Source organism: Occallatibacter sp. FHG110214_02, from assembly GCF_059115385.1.
Genome location: NZ_JBZYWK010000049.1, coordinates 1 through 18,354 on the forward strand (window position 1 = coordinate 1; position 18,354 = coordinate 18,354).

Annotated in this window: 12 protein-coding genes and 1 pseudogene; 8 read left to right on the forward strand and 5 right to left on the reverse strand. The window is 58.1% G+C overall.

Annotated elements, in window-relative coordinates; genetic code table 11:
• Positions 1-9: 9 nt before the first annotated feature.
• Positions 10-785, forward strand: a pseudogene (locus AC5S3R_RS19985) (IS5 family transposase).
• Here AC5S3R_RS19985 and pheA read toward each other — a convergent pair.
• The 5 genes from pheA to AC5S3R_RS20010 are packed head-to-tail and all read right to left on the reverse strand — an operon-like array spanning position 760 to position 10,921.
• Positions 760-1,788 carry a prephenate dehydratase gene (gene pheA, locus AC5S3R_RS19990; RefSeq protein WP_494268960.1) on the reverse strand — a complete coding sequence of 343 codons (1,029 nt, stop codon included), beginning with the start codon at positions 1,786-1,788 and terminating at the stop codon, positions 760-762. The pseudogene AC5S3R_RS19985 and the gene pheA sit on opposite strands and share 26 nt — an antisense overlap.
• Before the next feature lie 4 nt (positions 1,789-1,792).
• Entirely contained in the window at positions 1,793-2,659 is an 867-nt protein-coding gene (locus tag AC5S3R_RS19995; protein WP_494268961.1) for a UbiA-like polyprenyltransferase, read from the reverse strand.
• Between the two features lie 38 nt (positions 2,660-2,697).
• Positions 2,698-6,993 carry a translocation/assembly module TamB domain-containing protein gene (locus AC5S3R_RS20000; protein ID WP_494268962.1) on the reverse strand — a complete coding sequence of 1,432 codons (4,296 nt, stop codon included), beginning with the start codon at positions 6,991-6,993 and terminating at the stop codon, positions 2,698-2,700.
• Complete coding sequence (locus AC5S3R_RS20005) at positions 6,990-7,715, reverse strand: peptidylprolyl isomerase (RefSeq protein WP_494268963.1); 726 nt, start codon at positions 7,713-7,715, stop codon at positions 6,990-6,992. The genes AC5S3R_RS20000 and AC5S3R_RS20005 overlap by 4 nt, the downstream gene beginning before the upstream one ends.
• Positions 7,715-10,921, reverse strand: a complete 3,207-nt coding sequence (locus tag AC5S3R_RS20010) for a BamA/OMP85 family outer membrane protein (protein ID WP_494268964.1) — start codon at positions 10,919-10,921, stop codon at positions 7,715-7,717. The genes AC5S3R_RS20005 and AC5S3R_RS20010 overlap by 1 nt, the downstream gene beginning before the upstream one ends.
• Positions 10,922-11,131: 210 nt before the next feature.
• Here AC5S3R_RS20010 and AC5S3R_RS20015 point away from each other — a divergent pair, with 210 nt between their 5' ends.
• The 7 genes from AC5S3R_RS20015 to AC5S3R_RS20045 all read left to right on the forward strand — a co-directional run bounded on the left by AC5S3R_RS20015 (position 11,132) and on the right by AC5S3R_RS20045 (position 18,325).
• Positions 11,132-11,791: an RNA polymerase sigma factor gene (locus tag AC5S3R_RS20015; protein ID WP_494268965.1), complete on the forward strand. Its 660-nt coding sequence runs from the start codon at positions 11,132-11,134 to the stop codon at positions 11,789-11,791.
• Complete coding sequence (locus AC5S3R_RS20020; RefSeq protein ID WP_494268966.1) at positions 11,788-12,048, forward strand: hypothetical protein; 261 nt, start codon at positions 11,788-11,790, stop codon at positions 12,046-12,048. The genes AC5S3R_RS20015 and AC5S3R_RS20020 overlap by 4 nt, the downstream gene beginning before the upstream one ends.
• A 249-nt stretch (positions 12,049-12,297) precedes the next feature.
• Positions 12,298-13,419, forward strand: a complete 1,122-nt coding sequence (locus tag AC5S3R_RS20025; RefSeq protein ID WP_494268967.1) for an NADH:flavin oxidoreductase — start codon at positions 12,298-12,300, stop codon at positions 13,417-13,419.
• A 351-nt stretch (positions 13,420-13,770) separates the two neighbouring features.
• Entirely contained in the window at positions 13,771-16,194 is a 2,424-nt protein-coding gene (gene lon, locus AC5S3R_RS20030) for an endopeptidase La (protein ID WP_494268968.1), read from the forward strand.
• 127 nt (positions 16,195-16,321) lie between these two features.
• Positions 16,322-17,020: a molybdenum cofactor biosynthesis protein gene (locus tag AC5S3R_RS20035; protein WP_494268969.1), complete on the forward strand. Its 699-nt coding sequence runs from the start codon at positions 16,322-16,324 to the stop codon at positions 17,018-17,020.
• On the forward strand, positions 17,010-17,945 hold the full coding sequence (locus AC5S3R_RS20040; protein ID WP_494268970.1) for a VWA domain-containing protein: 936 nt from the start codon (positions 17,010-17,012) through the stop codon (positions 17,943-17,945). Before AC5S3R_RS20035 ends, AC5S3R_RS20040 begins: the two co-directional genes overlap by 11 nt.
• Positions 17,946-18,040: 95 nt before the next feature.
• Positions 18,041-18,325 carry an RNA chaperone Hfq gene (locus AC5S3R_RS20045; protein WP_494268971.1) on the forward strand — a complete coding sequence of 95 codons (285 nt, stop codon included), beginning with the start codon at positions 18,041-18,043 and terminating at the stop codon, positions 18,323-18,325.
• Positions 18,326-18,354 lie beyond the last annotated feature (29 nt).

Genomic DNA, 18,354 nt, shown 5'->3' on the forward strand with positions numbered 1-18,354 from the left:
AGTGTAAGTATGGCGAGCCGGTACGAGTTAAGCGAGGCGCAGTGGGAGCGGATCAAGGATATTCTGCCTGGACGCAAGGAGCATGTGGGCCGCACAGCAGCCGATAACCGTATCTTTGTAAACGGCGTGCTGTGGGTGCTGCGTTCCGGAGCGCGCTGGAGCGACCTTCCCGACCGCTATGGCAAGTACAAGACCGTGCACAAGCGCTTTGTGCGCTGGGCCCACGCCGGCGTCTGGGAGCGGATCTTCCACGAACTGGTGCGGGACAAGAAGAACCAGTATCTGATGATCGATTCGACCCTGGTGCGAGCTCACCAACAGGCGGCCACGGGCCGCAAAAAGGGGGCGACAAGGCTCTGGGGCGTTCCCGAGGTGGACTGACGACCAAGATTCATCTGCTGGTCAACGAACTGGGCCTGCCGCTGGACTTCCTGATTACGGGCGGACAGATCAGCGATTACACCCCGGCGGTCGCGTTGCTGGGGGAGCACAAGGCCGAGGCCGTGATTGCCGACAAGGGCTACGACTCGGACAAGATCGTCGCGCATGTGAAAGTGGCGATGAAAGCCCAGGCGGTGATTCCGCCGCGCTCCAACCGCAAGCTGCAGCGCGAGTACGACAGAACCTTGTATAAGCTGCGCAACCGCATCGAACGCTGTTTCAGCAGATTAAAACAGTTCCGCAGATTCGCCACTCGCTACGAGAAATCGAAAACGTGCTTCCAAGCCCTCGTCGCACTCGCCTGCTCTGCCATCATCCTTAACCTAATTGTCGATACGGCCTAGTCCCTGCCTTATAACACCCTAGCGATTTAATCATGGTGCAGTGCGGCCTGAGCGCTCCAATGGCCTGTGCTGCGTCCGCCGGAGCGTGCAACTGGCAGTCTACGTAAAAGATGTACTCCCACGGCTTGCCTTGCACTGGGCGGGATTCAATTTTTGTCAGATTCAGCCCCAGCGAAGAAAGTTCTGTCAGTGCCGCCACCAGCGCTCCCGGCTTGTTCTCCGTGGCAAATGCCAGGCTGATCTTGTTCGCATCGGGTATGTTGACGGTCTTGGCCGTGCGCCGAATCAGAAAGAACCGTGTGTAGTTCTCCGGATTATCTTCAATATTTGCGGCCAGAATCTGCGCACCGTAGTAATACGCCGCGGCTTCACTGGCAATTGCGCCGGCATGCCGGTCGCGGAGCGTAATCAACTGCTTTACGCTGCCCGCCGTGTCATAAAACGCAAACGACTCCATCTTCGGATGCGCGGCAAGAAACTTTCTGCACTGCGCCAGAGCCACCGGATGCGAAAAAACACGGTCAATATGGTCCACGGCTGAGCCTGAAAGGCCAATCAGGTTGTGCCGAATGCGTAGCAGCGTCTCCTGCTCCACCTGCACATCATGCGTCAGCAGCAGGTCAAAGTGCTCTGAGACGGAGCCGGCAATGCTGTTCTCAATCGGAATAACCGCGCAGTCCACGCGCCCCTCTGAAACCGCCGCAAAGACATCTGCCGAAAGCGCGCATGGCACAATCGTGGCATCCGCCACCAGTTTCAGCGCAGCCTCGTGGCTAAATGAGCCGGGTTCTCCCTGGATTGCAATTTTCTGGCCAGCGACTTTCATGCCGTCTGGAATCTCTCCTGATTGTGCGGTTGCTTCTTGGGTAGCCACTTCCTGCGTGCCGGGGACAGGCCGAGGACTGGGCTTACCCGCACCATACCACAGCTCTAATGACGCATTGTTATTTCCAGCAGTCTCTTCCGGCTTTTGCTCGACGCCGGGTATCTGTTCATTCGGCACAGCGTTAACTCCGTATCAGCAAATCAGCGGCCACAAACACAAGAAACACCATGGCAATCACGCCGTTCATCGTAAAAAACGCTGCATTCAGCTTGCGCAGGTCTCGTGGAGAAACCAGCGAATGCTCATAAGCCAGCAGCAATCCCACCGCGGCCACGCCCAGCCAACCCGCCACATGGAAGTGAAAGAGCAGCCCAAACCACACCAGCAGCGCAAGCATTGTTATGTGCATCAGGCGCGCAATCCAGAATGCGGCGGCAAGCCCCAGCGTCTGCGGAATGCTGTGCAGCCCAGCCGCGCGGTCGTGTTCATAGTCCTGGCAGGCATACAGCACATCAAAGCCACCAACCCACAGCATCACCGCCGCCGTCAGCACCACAATGCGCGCATCGAGCGAGCCGCGCACCGCAATCCACGCCGCGGTCGGTGCAATGCCCAGCGCCAGTCCCAGCACCAGGTGCGAAAACTGCGAGACGCGCTTCATGTAGCTGTAGCCAAGCAGAACAATCAGCACCACGGGCGAGAGAACAAGCGTCAGCCGGTTCAGCATTGCCGCCGCGAGCACAAACATCAGCCCGGTCAACACCGTAAATCCCAGTACAAAGCTCCGCGTTAGCAATCCCGCCGGAATCGCACGCATCTTCGTTCGAGGATTTGCGGCATCAAGGTCCGCATCAGCCCAGCGATTGAAGGCCATTGCGCAGGACCGCGCCGAAACCATCGCCACTAAAATCCAAAGCAGTGTGTGCCATGTAGGCAGTCCATGCGCCGCCAGCAGAGCTGCGGTCAGCGCAAACGGAAGCGCAAAAATCGAGTGCTCCCACTTAATCATTTCCAGCGTTGTGCGTGTTTTGTCCCAAAGGTTAGGCATTCCAAGTCTCAATCTTCAGTTTACTTGAGATGCTGGCGTTACTTATACCGCCGAGTATTCTTCAGCACCATCGAGAAGACACCCGACTCATCGCGCTCCACCAGCACGGAGACATGCCGGTTAATCGCAATCTCTGCCTGCAAGAGCTGCTGGGCTGACGTATCCACGTTTGTCGCATAGGTCAGCGTGACATACCGCCCAAGCTGTTCTTCCACTGTGAGCCGCGTAGTCGAGTTGCCCAGCGCGCCGATATAACTGGGATCCACCTTCACGCTGCCCGCACCAAACAGCTTTTGCACGCGGCTGCTCACCGTGGCATTCAGCGCACCGCCCAGAAGTACGTCAGTTGTAGAATTTGCGGACTGCTGCTGCGCTGTATAAATCCCTTGCTCGCTTTGCGTTCTGCCTACAGCAAGCAGCGCAAGCACATCCGACTCCGGCAGCGGCGGGTCACTGCGGAAGCTGATGTTTGGCTTATCCGGCGTGCCATGCAGGCTCAGCGTGATGTCGTAGTCCTCCACGCGCGCCGTCGCATTCAAATCAATGTTGGGCTGAATGTGCACCGGATTGCTGAACGTAATTTCCCCGCGCTGCAAGTCATAGCGCGTGCCTGCAACCATCGCGTTGCCTTCTGTAATGGAAACGCGCCCCAGCAACGACGGCGAAGCAACCGTCCCGCGCAGCCGCAGGTCCACATCGCCGGCCAGCTTTGCATACGCATTCTGAAAGTTGAGCTGTGGAGAAGAAGTGATGTGAACATCCAGCCGAATCTTATTCGACGGCGCATCCGGCGGAGCAATTGTGGGCGCAGCGTTGGCCTGTGCCGCCAGCGTGGCAAGATCCAGATTATCGCTTACAGAGAAGCGTGTAACCATGACAGCGCCCGTAAGCTGCGAGCCCGCCTGTGAGCCTTGCAGCCGCAGATTCGCGTCCGCCTGTGAACTCACTCCTTGCGGATAACGAATGCGAATCCCTTTGCCTGTCGCGGTCAAATCCGCGTAGACGCCGCGCTGGTAGGCAAGGTAACCACCCAGCGTAAGCTGTCCGCCGCCTGTCATTGCCGTCAGCGAACGCACCTCAAGTCGGTTCTGATTAAACTCCAGCCGCCCGCGAATCTGACTCAGGCCATTCGGAATATCTCCCAGAGAAAGCGAGCCATTTTGGAAATCAATCTGCCCGCGCAGTTGCGGACTTGCAACCGGCCCATGTGCTTCTACCTGGAAGGTCGTCATGCCGTCGGCAGTTATATCCTTATCTAAGGTCTCAGCCAGCTTTAAGTTCACGGAACCGCTGGCCGCCATGTCGAGTTTCCTGTCGCCGTTCAATACAAGCGTGCCCTGTACACGGATATCCGTCTGGTCGCCCACAACATGCACCGGAGACAACCGCACAACAGACCCCGCCAGCGTTGCCTGCACCGCGCCATCACTGCGCAGATGCACACCTGCAACTGTTACCGCAGTGGAGTTCAAGAGCAAATCACCGCGCATCTTCTCAGGATTCTTCAGCGGCCCGGAGATATTCGCGGTTCCCGCCATCGCAGACTCCGCGTTGATGCTCTCCACATGAGCACGCTTCAACAAGGCTCCAACGTCAAAGTGCGAAAAGTTCACCTGCGCCTGTGTCACAAAGTCGCCATGCAGCACGGTCTGCCCATGCGCCTGCACTTCTGCCGTGTCTGTGTGCGAAGTCAAGTCATACACCATCGCGCCATTCGCTGTATGCGTCGTCACCTGCACCGAGCCCAGCGCCTGTCCCTGCAGCGTCAGTCCATTTACCTCTGCGTGACCTTCCACATGTGGGTCGTCCTTCGTGCCTGTGGCCGTTGCTGCAAACGTCAACCGTCCCTGCAGAGTATCGCTCAGCGGATGTGTGTTCTTAATCTTCGCAAGCTCGATGTTGTTGCCATGCGCGCTCGCCTCAAAGTGGCCTGAAGAAATGTCATAGTTCCCTGTGCCCTCCACAGTTCCCGCTGGAGCCTGTGCCATAAAGGAGGTCACGTGCACCTGGTGATTCGCTAGCGACCCCTCTGAGCGAATCTTGGAAAACGCTTCGTCATACACAACCGCATCGGAAAGCTGAGCCCAGCCCGATCCACCCGGCGAGTGCAGTGGGCCATTGGCTTCAAACTGTGCATCGAGCGTGCCGCTCACTGGAATGTTCAAGCCCGTAAACGGCAACAAATCCGCAACCGCAACATGCGTGGTATGCACATGCGCATGCAGCAGGGAATTGGAGTCAAAAGCCGGCCGAGCATTTACGCCTACCTGCCCCTTCACATGACGCACAGGCTTTTGCGAAGCCGTATCCGTCACATCGTCGGGAGCGGTAATCGTTCCATCCAGCGCAATCTCTTCCGTCCCGCGCTGCAAATGCCCATGCAGAATCGCAATCTGTTGCGCATCATAGGTGCCTTGCGCATCCACTTCATCCCACGAGATCCACCGCGGCTGCGCATTCGTGTCATCCGCGCTCGCAGGAATCTCAAGCCCAATCTGCGTCGCCTTCAACTTGCCTGAGAGCCGGGGAGAAAGTAGCGACCCTTCCCACAAAACATGGAACTCGCCTTCGCCATGCAGTGCAACTGGCAGCGCAGCAACGCCCGCCTTGCCCTCACGCGCCAGTCCAAGATCACGCAATATCGCATCAAATTCGGAAAGGTTGCGCGAGTCGCAATCCACATTCAGGTTCGTTGGGCTTGTCAGCGGATAAGCCCCCACATGTCCATGCGCTTCAATGTGCGTCGCAGGCATCGTCAAATTCAGCGCTTGAATATCCACGCTGCCGTTGCGGTTGATATAGGTCGCATCAATCGTGCCGTTCGCCGGAACCTCGCTCGTCGCAGCCTGGCTCGGAGCATGCGCCTTCAGCACCGCATGCACAGTAAGCGAACCCACGTCGCCCTTCGTCCACACGGCTTCCGCAGGCCCGTCCAGTGTTGCGGAAAGCCCCAACCGCTGGAACTGTTTCGGCGTGGTGAAGTCCATCACCGTATCCAGCGACATGCCCTTGAATACAGCGGTTACTTTGCCGTTCACAAGAATCGGCCCGCTATCCGGCGCCTTCTTCAGAGCATCATGCGATTGCGGTTTCTGCGAAGGCGAAGTCTGCTTCGCCGGAGCGCTTGGTTGTGGCGCAACGGTGTTATGCGGCAACCAATCCTGCAGCAAAACATCTGCATCAATCTGCCCGCCAGTCGTAGGCTTCACAACGGCTTGTGCAATGTGCATCACCTCATTGTCTGCGTGATACACCGCCGTAACATCCAGGTTTTTCGCGTAAATTCCTGTGCCCACATAGGACGCATGCTCCACGTGCACCGGGCCATCGATAGAAAACTTGTTGCCCTGTCCCGCAGCCGTCATCTGCAGATGCGCAATTCCATCCGGCGCATCAGGATAACCAAGAATCGGATCAAGCATGTCGAGGTCAAGGTCGCCCGCAATCTTCGCTTCCCATCGCGGGTGCGAAAAATCATTCACCGAGCCAGTGATGTTCAGCGTATGGTCTTTCGTCCCGGTTGCATGCGCCGTCAAACGCATCGAGCGAAGATAAGCAGCATTTTTCGTCAGATCCAGCGAAGCCTGCATGATGCCATGCAGTTGCGCGCCTTGCGTGGAAACATGCAGCTTGCCGCGAGCCAGGTCCAGATCCGTTACGCCTGCTTCAATGTGATAACTCTCCGGCGTTGTCTTGCTTCTTGCCGCCACATATTGAAGCAGCAGGGAAGCATCATTTGCCTCAAAGTCCAGCGGCTGATACCGGCTCTGAAAATCAAAAGACTCCGCATGGTTGTCCAGGTCAAACATCCCCTGATTCACCGCGACATGCCCGGCTCTTAAATCAAAAAACGTATCCAGACCTGACTTCTTCTGCTTCTTCACTACACGCGGCTGCGGCTGGTTCGTCGTCTGGTCGGGATAAATAATCAGGTGAATCTGTGGATGCACCACCGTCAAATCGCGCAGCAGGATATGCGGAGAAAAAATATCCAGCACGCTGAACGCCACATGCAAATGGTCCACGCGCGCATACGGAACCTCATCCGGTCCCTCATTGCCATGCAGCACAACATTGTCTGCATCCGCTTCCAGATGTTGCAGGCTCCAGTGAAACGCGCCCATCTCCAGGCGTCCGCCAGTCGCGTCTTCTACTGCCGCAATCACGTGCTGGCGCACCATCTGCGCAAACTGAGCCGAGTTCATCCACCACGCAAACCCGCCGCCAACTACGGCAATTACCGCGGCTGCAATCACGCCACACCACAACAGTGGACGCTTACGGCGCGGCGCCTTCTGCTGTTTGGGCTCGGGGGATGGCGTCAATTCACTCATTCCTGATTATCCTGTCCGTTCGTGCTCGTCTCCAGCGAAGGGTCAAGTACCTCTACGCCGCCTTGTTTGCGCAAATCGGTAAGCCATGTGCCGAAAAGCACGTTCACCTGTTGCTGCAACAGAATCTCCTGGATGCGTGGCGACACAGTCTCCAACGTTGGCGGCGTTTCTCCCTTGGGATACTGCGGCAGCAACGTTTCGTTGTAATACTTCGCAATCTGCTCATCGGAAATCTGGATGCCTTGCCGGAAGCGCGTCTCAATAAACCGCAGCAGCACCATACGCAGTCGCAGATAGTGCTCCACCTCGGACTGGGTCAATCCATTCTCGTCCAGAAAATGCGTCCAGCCCGCATCGCTCTTGCAGTTCGCCGCCACACACGCAGGCAGTTGCTCGCGCAGGTCCTGCAGCCGTGTTTTCACCTCATCCGGTGTAGGCTCAGGAATCGGCACAGTCCCTTGCCCAATCTGCTGCTCAATCAGTGCGCGGCTGATAAGCATTTGCAGTGCGCGTTTCGCGCTCAAAGCGCGCATCCTGCCGCGTTCCGGATCAAGCGAATACAAATGCAATTCGTTCTGCACATCGCTTTCCAGAATCGCTTGATTGTTAACTACAGCCACTACGCGATCCAGTACCTGCTCCTGCTGAGCATGTACCGTTCCGCACGCAGCAGCCATCGCAACCGCAGTCAACGTCCGTCGAATTGTGCGTAGTGCAAGCATCAGAACGTCTGCCCCAGACTGAAGAAGAAGTTGAAGTGGCTAGACTCGCCTACATGCGGCGGCTCATTGATATTCGAGTAGTTGTATGTGACCGGATAAATCGGTGGATTCAGGTTGTAGCTGAAGTCAAACCGCAGCGGCCCCACAGGCGTGTGATAGCGCAGCCCAATCCCCGGCGTATGCGAAAAGTAATTGAAGCTGCACTTGCCGGATTTGCCCGTCGAGTATGTTGGCCCGTCGGGATCAAGCGGACCGTCCCCCTGAGGAGGAGGAGGCACCTGATCCTGCGGCATCTTGCACTCGCTGCGGTCTGGCTGCCGTACGCGAATCATGCTCGGCCAGATATCCCCCGAGTTGTTAAAGATGTTGCCCATGTCATGGAACAACACAAAACTCACTGTGTTGCCAAAGTAGGGAAGCGTCGGCGGTGGCAGGCGTAGCTCCGTGCTGTTCACAAACGCGCCCGCTCCGCCAATCGGATATCCCGTCTGCGGATCACGTGGCCCTGCAGCATTCGTTGAGAATCCGCGCAGGGAAGTGGCGCCTCCCGAATACAGCCGCTCCGGCAGCGGAATCAATTCGCGGCTGCCATTGCCAAATGCGCGCTCCTGCCCGTAGCGCGTATTCCGCGCCAGTACCAGCTTGCCTTTATCAAAGCTGTAAAAGCTGGAGTTCGACATATCAATCCGGTTGAACCGCGCCTCGGAAGCAAACTGCCCGGCGGAGATGAACTCCTGAAAGCTGGTATATGTTCCGCGATGCGCATCCACGGGAGAATCACGCGTATCGCGAATCCACGTAAACCCCGGCCCGCCCACGCGCACCGCCGCCGACAACGCAGGAATCGCATTCGGGTACACCTGCAAGCTGTCGCCCGCAACCTTTACGCGTCGGAAATCAAGCTCATACACAAACGTATTTGCACGCGAAAACCAGTGCGCCGGATTGTTGTATGTCTGCGTAATGCGCAAACCAGCATCCAGCTTCGATGCAACATATGTAGTCACCGCTTGGCTATTCGCATAGCCGCCTGTAAACGTCAGCGCAAACTTCCTTGAGCTCCACAGGTGCGGATTCTGATAAATCAAATCCGCTTTCTGTTCAATCGAGCCGTACGTCCCTTGAATGCTCGCCGACTGCTCGCGCCCAAACAAATTATTCCGCGTGATGGAGAGCAATCCGCGCAAGCTGACGCCAGTATGCCCATTGGGATTGCAAGCCACGCCCGTCGCAATATATCCCGCGCAGTTGTTTTGCGGCGTACCGGTCTGTGCTTCAAATCCAGCGCCGTAAGTCAGCGTCCACCGCCGCGCCTCAATCGCCTGAATCAAGACCGTCTTATCAATCTCGCCGCCCGCAGGGTTCTGCACCACCGTATTCACTTCGTTAAATAGCGCCAGGTCGTAGAGATTCCTCTGCGTCTCCTGCAGCGCCTCCATGTTCAGAGGGTCGCCGGCTTTCAACGTAATCTGCGAAGCAACCGTGCTGGGCCTCGTGTAGTGCAAGCCTGTCACCACAACCTTGCGAACAAAACTCTGCTGCCCTTCCGATACATGAAAGACCACATTCAGCTTGTTCGCATCCTGCGCGTCTGCGGTTTCGGATACATCGACACGCGCATCATTAAATCCTAGCGTCATGTAATAGGTCAGCAGCGCATCGCGGTCGCCTGCAAGGTTGCGCGGCGAATGCAACTGTCCCGGCACCGTAGTCAGTAGCCCCGTCAGTGTTAGCGAGTCCACATGCTCATTGCCATCCAGCGTCACCGTGCCCACGCGCTGCTGCAGTCCTTCGTCAATGTGGTAAACCACCGTCAGCGGTGCGGAAATCTTTTTCGCTGGATGCGCTGTAGTCTGTGTTCCTATCTGCACGCCGGCCCCGTTTGCAATTGGCCCCGTCTCCGGCGTAATCGCAACCTTGGAAAATCCATTGTTGTGGTACGTGTCGCTCAGCGCCGCAATATCCGCAGACACCAGCGCCTGGCTATAAAGCCCCTGCCGGTCGAAAGCATTTTTTGCCTGCACATTCAGCAGGTCTTCCAGCGTGTTGGAGTCGAAGTAGTGGTTCCCATCTACTTTCACACTCTCCACGCGCCGCCGCGAACTTAGTTGTACGCTATACAAAATCAGAACTTCACTCGTAGAAGGCGTCTGCTGCGAGTGTGCCACTGCCACATCAAAGTATCCCTGGCTCTGAAAGTAGTCGCGAATCCGCCTGCCACCCTCATTCAGCAGGTCTTCATCTACCGTGCCTTCTTCGTAAATCGGAACCAGCCGCTTGATGTGTTCATCGCTCAGTTTCGCGCCGTCCACACGCACAGTCACCAATGGTCCGCGCGTTGCCGTGAACTTGTAGTTCACCTTGTGCGCGGCATATTCCTGCGAAGTAAGCTTCACATCCGCCTCCAGCCGCCGCTGCTTCTGGTAGTGCTTCAGAACCCCGCTTAGCGCCCGGTCCACCGTATCGCGGTTCACCAGCGCGCCCGGTCTCAATCTCGCGTAGCTGCGAAATTCCTCCACACTCATCCCGGGCTCGCCCGACACCGTTACTGTTCCCACACGTGCCTGCGCCCCCGGCGTCACATGCACGGCAATGTTCACCAACTGGTTGGCCGGTTCCGGCGTCAGCGTATATTTAATCCCCGCCTCGCGGAATCCGTTATCCGCCAGCACCTGCTTCATCAGGTCAACGGCATGGTGCATGCGCGTTTCCGTGTAGCGCGTCCCGGCTGTCAACCGGCTTGCCCGCTCCAACTGCGTGTTAATGGTCGCGCCCTTCGCGCCTTCCACCGTGACGGTTCCAATGAAGGTGCGTCCCGTCCCGCGAAAGACCAGCGTAACGCCATTGCCTTCCCGCACCGCAGCCACTTCAACCTGTTCAAACAGTCCCGTAGCAAACAACTCACGAAGGCTCGCGGTAACCTTGGTCTCATCCAGCGGCTGACCCACCGCCTGCTGCAGCTTATCCTTGATCGTCGTAAGCCGTTCCTCGCTCACGCCTTCAAACGCAATGCGTTGCACAGGCAGCCCCGCCCATGCCTTCCAGTCAGCCGCCTGCGCCTGGGCCCCGGAATTCGCTCCCGCCGCATTCTGCCCTGCAGCAAATCCACACCCAGCCCATAAAAGAATCCAGAATGGCAACCAGAGATGGCGGGCCAGCTCCGGCACTCTCCCCCAGCCGAAATCGCCGTTTTTTTCTGAGTGCAACAGGGGCTCCGGCCGCAAAATTTCCCACCTCTTCTATTCGCAAGTTAATATCGAAATACTCAACCAGCCCGAACTTATTGATGCGGCTCGGTTTTTTTCTTTACGGCAGCAGTTCGCAGGGGCCGCAGTTAACCTCTGCCCCTTATACTAACGAGGAATCATGTAGCGCGCAGCATCCACGGAACTTCGACCGGAAACCAAGGGAAACAAATGACGCAATCGAGGATTCCAACTCCATCACCACAAGCCGCCACGGTAGAAGCCGGAGGGGGTATCACTCCTCTCAGTGCTTTGCCAAAAAATAGCGACCCCGATACTCTTGCGCGTGCTCAGGCCGGCGACCCGCATGCTTTTGCTCTCATCTACGCGCAGCACAAGCGCCGCATCTACTCCCTCTGCCTGCGCATGGTCAACAACGTTGCAGAGGCCGAGGATCTTACCCAGGAAGCCTTCCTGCAACTTCATCGCAAGATTGCTACCTTCCGCGGCGACTCCGCTTTCTCCACCTGGCTGCACAGGCTAGCTATCAATGTGGTATTGATGCATCTGCGCCGCAAGGGGCTGTCCGTCGTTTCGCTGGACGAGGCAATGGAGCCCTCACCCGAGGAAGGTCCCGGCCGCAGCTTTGGCGCGCCCGACCTTTCCCTCGCCGGCTCCATTGACCGCATGGCCCTCGAACGCGCCATCGGCGGCCTTCCCGCCGGCTACCGCCTCATCTTTGTACTTCATGACATCGAAGGATACGAACACAACGAAATTGCAGCCATGCTCGATTGCTCCATTGGCAACAGCAAGTCCCAACTGCACAAAGCGCGGCTCAAGCTGCGCGATGCAATGCGCAACTACTCCAGAACGGAGGGGCGGAGATGAGCGAAATGCCTCACGATCCCAAGGATATGCAGTGCGAAGAATTTCAGTCGCACCTGCCCGAACTGATTGCTTCCGGTACGGATGTTTCCCAGCACCCGCACGTCCAGACCTGCGAGCTTTGTAGAGCCCTGCTCGCCGACCTTGAATCCATCGCTGCTGCCGCCCGCCAGCTCTTCCCCGTGGAAGACCCGCCGGACCGTCTCTGGGAGCAGATCGAATCCGCCATCCGCGAGGAAGACGCCGCAAGCAGCAAATAACTGCTGCCTGCGGCTGCCTCCGCCCTCATCCATGCGTATCGGTCGCGCCTGAGCCCAGGCTGGCATACGTGCGGCGGCTTCTAATTTGTTTTTATTTCGATAGTCATCAAAATAAAAACAGCATTCCGCTCTGTGCGCGCATCTTGTTTAGAGGTGCCGGGTGGCGGAAGGGAATTCGTCTGTTTCACGAAATGCGCAAGTCTGTTTCGCCTGCCCGTACGAGTCAAGATTTCTTTGCGAGGTTTCTTTATGTCCTCCTCAATTGCTGATGTCCTCTTTCAGCCGCTCCAGATCAAATCTCTCCATCTCAAAAATCGAATTGTCATGGCTCCCATGACGCGCACTTTTTCGCCTGAGGGCGTCCCTGGCGAAAACGTTGCTGCCTACTACCGCCGCCGTGCCGAAGGGGAAGTGGGCCTTATCCTTACGGAAGGAACCGTCATCAATCGCCCCGCATCCCGCAATCATCCTGCCATCCCCAAGTTCTACGGCGCGGAAGCGCTGGCCGGCTGGCAGCGAGTGGTCAATGAGGTTCACGCAGGCAACGGCCTCATCGGTCCGCAAATCTGGCACACAGGCTCTCTGCAGAGCCCGTCCACCAATTGGGTTCCGGACGAGCCGGTCGAAAGCCCTTCCGGGCTGGAGGCTCCCGGCAAGCTTCGCGGTAAGGCCATGACCGACTCCGACATCGCCGACACCATCGCCGCCTTTGCCCAGGCCGCCGCAGATGCCAAGCGCCTCGGCTTTGATGTGGCTGAAATCCACGGCGCCCACGGCTACCTGATTGACGAATTTTTCTGGGCCGGCACCAACGAGCGCACCGACATCTTCGGCGGAGCCACCATCCAGGAGCGTTCCCGCTTTGCCGTCGAGGTTGTTAAAGCCGTCCGTGCCGCCGTTGGCCCCGATTTCCCCGTCATCATCCGCCTCAGCCAGTGGAAGCAGCAGGACTTTGCCGCCCGCCTCGCTACCACTCCGGACGAAATGGCTTTCTGGCTCGTGCCCCTCGTCGAGGCAGGCGCAGATGTTCTTCACTGCTCGCAGCGCCGCTTCTGGGTACCGGAATTCCCCGAAATTGACGGCGAAAACGGCCTCAACTTCGCTGGCTGGGCCAAAAAGCTTACCGGAGCCTTCACCATCAGCGTCGGTTCCGTCGGCCTCTCCGGCGACCTCGTCTCTGCCTTTAGCGGGCAGGATTCCCAGCCCACCAGCCTCGATGTCCTGGCCCAGCGCCTGGAGCGCAACGAGTTCGACCTGGTTGCCGTAGGCCGCGCCCTGATTACCGACCCCGCATGGCCCCGCAAGGTTCGCGAAAGCCAATTGAGCGAGCTAGTCGGCTTCCACGTCTCCTCGCTCGGCGAACTGGTCTAAACAATCCAGCGTTCCTACATGGCCCTGCTTCCCATCCCTGTGTCTTTTTCTGGCGCAAGGATGGGAAAACCCATCACTCTCATCCTGGTCCCGCCGATAATCCATTCTGCCGCGAGTATTGTTGGGTAACTATTTGCTTTTTCTAATCTTTACAAGAAAAAGCAAATGCAATAGACGAAGTACGCGGGAGCCGCATCCAATTCAGCAGGAACGGGCTGGCCAGCCACATCGTATTGGCAGAAAGAGCTCCGCGTAAGCTCGTTTGGGGCCTCCGGGTTAGCTGTTGTTGAATTTGCAACTTTTGCCGATCTTCGTTGTCTAATGTAAGGTAAGTTGATACGAGGACACTCAATGTCAAATCCCTCTATTCCGACCCCTCCTGCCGGCGCCGAAAACACCGCTCCTGTAAACAATCAGGTCCGGCGTGTCCCCGTCTTGCCGGTTCGCGATACCGTTCTCTTTCCCCATGCGGTTCTTCCCCTTACGGTAGGCCGCGAAAGCTCCATCCAGCTCATCGAGTCGCTTGGCGAAGACCGAACCATTGCCGTCACCGCGCAGATTGACGCGCGCCTCGACTCGCCCACGCCCACGGACATGCACGCCGTAGGCACCCTTGCCACGGTTCACAAGATCGTCCGCATGCCCAACCAGAGCCGCTTCGTCTTCACGGAAGGCGTGGAGCGCGTCCGCGTCCTTCGCTACGTGCAGACCGAGCCCTACATGGTCGCCGAAGTCGAGCCTCTCGAAGCCACAGCGCCGGAAACAGCCGAGCCTGACTCGAATCTCGACGCCCAGGCCCGTGTTGTGGTCTCGCAGTTCCAGCAGATCGTCACCGAATCCCCGACGCTCTCCGACGAACTGCGCACCATCGCCGCGAACATTGAAGAGCCCGGCCGCCTTGTCGATTTTGTAGCTTCTTCGCTGCCGTTCCTAACCACAGACGACAAGCAGAAGCTCCTCGAAACCGAAGGTGTCATCGCGCGCGTTGATTTGTTGAACGCGCATCTCGCCAAGGAAATCGAAGTCCAGCAGCTTCGCAACAAGATTCAGAACGAAGTGCAGGACCAGGTTCAGCAGTCGCAGCGCGACTACTATCTCCGCGAGCAGATGAAGGCCATCCAGAAGGAGCTCGGCGAACAGGACGAGGGCCAGAAGGAAACCGAGGAGTTGCGCAAGAAAATCGATGACGCCAACATGCCCGAGGACGTAAAGAAGGAAGCCCTCAAGGAGCTCGCCCGTCTTCAGCGCATGTCCCCCATGGCCGCCGATTACTCGCTCACGCGCAACTACATCGAGTGGCTCGCCGTGCTGCCGTGGGCCAAAAGCTCCGGCGAGAAAGTAGACATCAACAAGGCCAAGGAAATCCTTGACGAGGACCACTACGAGCTGAAGAAGGTAAAGGACCGCATTCTCGACTATCTCTCCGTGCGCGAGCTGAAGCCTGACATGAAGGGACCGATCCTCTGCTTCGTCGGACCTCCAGGCGTAGGCAAAACCTCGCTCGGCAAGTCGATTGCCCGCTCGCTTGGACGCAAGTTCCAGCGCGTGGCACTCGGTGGCATGCACGACGAGGCCGAAATCCGCGGCCATCGCCGTACGTACATCGGGGCACTGCCCGGCCAGATTATCCAGAGCATTCGCCGCGCCGAAACCAACGACCCGGTCATCATGCTCGACGAAATCGACAAGCTGGGCCGCGACTTCCGTGGCGACCCGGCCTCGGCTCTGCTCGAAACGCTCGATCCGGAGCAGAACAACACGTTCCGCGATAACTACCTCGACGTGCCGTTCGACCTGTCCAAGGTGCTCTTCATCTGCACCGCGAACATGCTCGACACCGTGCCCGCCCCGCTGCTTGACCGTATGGAGATTATTCCGCTCCAGGGTTATAGCGAGGAGGAGAAGGTGCACATCGCCGACCGATACCTGATTCCGCGCCAGATCAAGGCCAACGGCATCACGGAAGAGCAGATAGAGTTCCCCGAGGAAGCCACGCGCCACCTCATCCGCCACTACACACGGGAAGCGGGCGTGCGCAAACTCGAACAGGTCATCGGAACGGTATGCCGTAAAGAAGCGCGCCGCGTAGTGGAAGGCAAGACGGAGAAGCTGGTGGTGACGAAGGAAATTCTCAAGGACTTCCTCGGCAACATCATGGTCCGCGTCGATACCGAAGTAGCCGAGCGCGTCAACCGTCCCGGCGTAGCTGTAGGTCTCGCATGGACCCCCGCAGGAGGCGACATCCTCTTCATCGAAGCTAACAAGATGAAAGGGAAGGGCGGCTTCACCATTACCGGCCAGATCGGCGAGGTCATGCAGGAATCCATGCAGGCCGCGCTGACGTGGGTTCGCTCGAACGCCGAACGCCTCGGCCTCGAACAGGACTTCACCAAGGACGTTGATCTGCACATCCACGTCCCCGCTGGGGCCATCCCCAAGGACGGCCCCTCGGCAGGCGTAACGATGGCCACGGTGCTCGTCTCGCTGCTTACCGGAACCCAGGTGCAGCCCGCGACGGCGATGACCGGCGAGATCACGCTCAGCGGAAACGTGCTCCCCGTTGGCGGCATCAAAGAGAAGTTCCTTGCCGCCCGCCGCGCCGGAGTCAAGCAGGTCATCCTGCCGTACGAAAACCGCCAGGACGTAGAGGAAGACCTCACGCCCGAGCAGATTAACGGCGTGCAGATTCACTACGCCCGGCACATTGAAGATGTGCTGGCCGTGGCCCTGCCGCAGTTCAAACCGCAACCCATAGCAGTAACGCCTGCGGCGTAACTGCAGGAAAAAGGGAACAGCTTTCAGGAATCAGTGAACCGCAAACAGAAAGGCCGGCCAACCAGCCGGCCTTTTCTCTTTGTTCGTTTTCTGCGTCCAATACACAGGCAGTTATCCTGAATAAAGCATGCAAGTAACGATTCTCCCCTTCGGCATCCTCAAAGAATCCCTCGGCCAAGCCGCGTTCCCGCTCACTCTGCCGGAAGGCGCGACCGTCACCGACCTCCTCGCGAGCCTCAGTACCCGCGCGCAACTCCGCGGCATAGCCGTAAGCGTCAACGCCGAATACGCCCTGCCCGGCCAGCCGCTAGCAGAAGGCGACGAAGTCGGCCTCCTGCCCCCTGTCAGCGGAGGCAGGGATGAAGACACCATCTACCTGACCAACGAAGTCATTCCGTCAGACCAGCTAATTGCTGCTGCCAAAGCTGCAACTGACGGCGCAATCCTCACCTTCGACGGCATCGTTCGCAACCATTCGCGCAACCGCGAAACGGTCTACCTCGACTACGAAGCTTATGAGGAAATGGCGCTCAAGCAGATGCGGGAACTTGCTGCCGAAGCCCGCGAAAAATTCTCCATCCGCCACGTCACCATCGTGCACCGCCTGGGCCGCCTTGCCGTAGGAGAAACCAGCGTCCTCATCATCGTCGCCAGTGGGCACAGGGCAGCAGGCTATGAAGCTTCCCGCTTTCTCATCGACACGCTCAAGAAAACCGTGCCTATCTGGAAAAAGGAAATCTTCACCGACGGCGCAGTCTGGTCCGATGGCGATCCATTCCCTGAAGGCGTAGCTATTCCCGACGCGGAGCCAAAACATGGCGCGTAGGCTGGCACTTGCGTTCGTTGTGTTGGCGCGGGTTCTGTATGCACAGGACCCCCAACCCGACCTCCGCATCGACACCAAACTCGTCACCGTCTTCACCAACGTTACCGACGCAAAAGGCGCCATCATCGGCGGCCTCACCAAGGACGACTTCAAAATTTACGAAGACTCCCGCGCGCAAACCATTGCCGTCTTCGAGCGCCAGTCCGAGCAGCCACTCACGCTGACTCTCGCTATCGACACCAGCGGCAGCACCTTCAAAGACCGCGTTCTCGAACAAAACGCCAGCAAGCGCTTCCTCCACGCCATTGTGCGCGAGCAGGACCAGGCCAGCCTCATCCAGTTTGCCGATGTTGTAAGCCAGCTTTCGCCCTTCACTAATAAGCTTCCGCAGCTTGATCGCGCCCTTGCCGGCATCCGCGGCGGCGACTCCACCGCGCTCTACGACGCCATTTACTTAGGCTCGCAGTCACTGGCCCGCAAAGAAGGTCGCAAAGTTCTCATCCTCGTTTCCGACGGCGGCGACACCGCCAAATCCACCACCTACGCCGATGCGTTGGAGCAAGCTCTCCGCGCCGAAGTCATGATTTACTCCATCATCGACGTGCCTATCGAAGCCTCCGCTGGCCGCGACCTCGGCGGCGAACACGCGCTCATCACGCTAGCCGAGCAAACCGGCGGCAAAAGCTTCTACGCGGATTCAGGCGGTCTCGACAAAGCCTTCCAGCAAGTCAGCGACGACCTCCGCACTCAATACGTCCTCGGCTACTATCCCCACAACCAGGAGCCAGGCCGTGCCTTCCACCGCATTACCGTTACCATACCCCGCGCCGCCGCGGACGCCTTCAACATCCGCTACCGCACCGGCTACTACGCTGACAGCCCTGCCAAACCACGCCATTCTGCTGCAACTGCCAATCCGGAGTGAAACGTTTCCGCCTTCCGCAGCACTAAAGTTGTTCTACTCCCTGCTCCCTATTCCCTATTCCCTAATCCCTGTTTCCTGCATCTAACCCTGTATATATGACTCCTCCACTCTCGACACGCCGCCGTTCTAAAACCCCGCCGCCGGGAGAAACCGGCCAGGAAGCGCTCTATCTGCGTTCTTTGAGCGAGCGCAAAGTTCCCGTTGCCATCAAGCTTCGCGACGGAGACATAGTCAAAGGCTGGATTGAATATTTTGACGACGGCATGCTGCGCCTGACCCGCGAAGGCAAGCCAAACTTATTTATCTATAAGCACCAGATTCGCTCCATTACCGAAGCAGGCCGCCACCGCAGCCACGCCGAAGGGGTCTTTCACTCGTAAAGCAGGGGACGGCGAAAAGAGGTCGCGTA

Coding starts and splice junctions, on each gene's coding strand:
- AC5S3R_RS20005 (WP_494268963.1), bottom strand. CDS start 7,715: ATGCTTGCACTACGCACAATTCGACGGACGTTGACTGCGGTTGCGATG.
- AC5S3R_RS20040 (WP_494268970.1), top strand. CDS start 17,010: ATGGCGCGTAGGCTGGCACTTGCGTTCGTTGTGTTGGCGCGGGTTCTG.
- AC5S3R_RS20000 (WP_494268962.1), bottom strand. CDS start 6,993: ATGAGTGAATTGACGCCATCCCCCGAGCCCAAACAGCAGAAGGCGCCG.
- AC5S3R_RS20015 (WP_494268965.1), top strand. CDS start 11,132: ATGACGCAATCGAGGATTCCAACTCCATCACCACAAGCCGCCACGGTA.
- AC5S3R_RS20045 (WP_494268971.1), top strand. CDS start 18,041: ATGACTCCTCCACTCTCGACACGCCGCCGTTCTAAAACCCCGCCGCCG.
- AC5S3R_RS20035 (WP_494268969.1), top strand. CDS start 16,322: ATGCAAGTAACGATTCTCCCCTTCGGCATCCTCAAAGAATCCCTCGGC.
- AC5S3R_RS19995 (WP_494268961.1), bottom strand. CDS start 2,659: ATGCCTAACCTTTGGGACAAAACACGCACAACGCTGGAAATGATTAAG.
- lon (WP_494268968.1), top strand. CDS start 13,771: ATGTCAAATCCCTCTATTCCGACCCCTCCTGCCGGCGCCGAAAACACC.
- AC5S3R_RS20020 (WP_494268966.1), top strand. CDS start 11,788: ATGAGCGAAATGCCTCACGATCCCAAGGATATGCAGTGCGAAGAATTT.
- AC5S3R_RS20025 (WP_494268967.1), top strand. CDS start 12,298: ATGTCCTCCTCAATTGCTGATGTCCTCTTTCAGCCGCTCCAGATCAAA.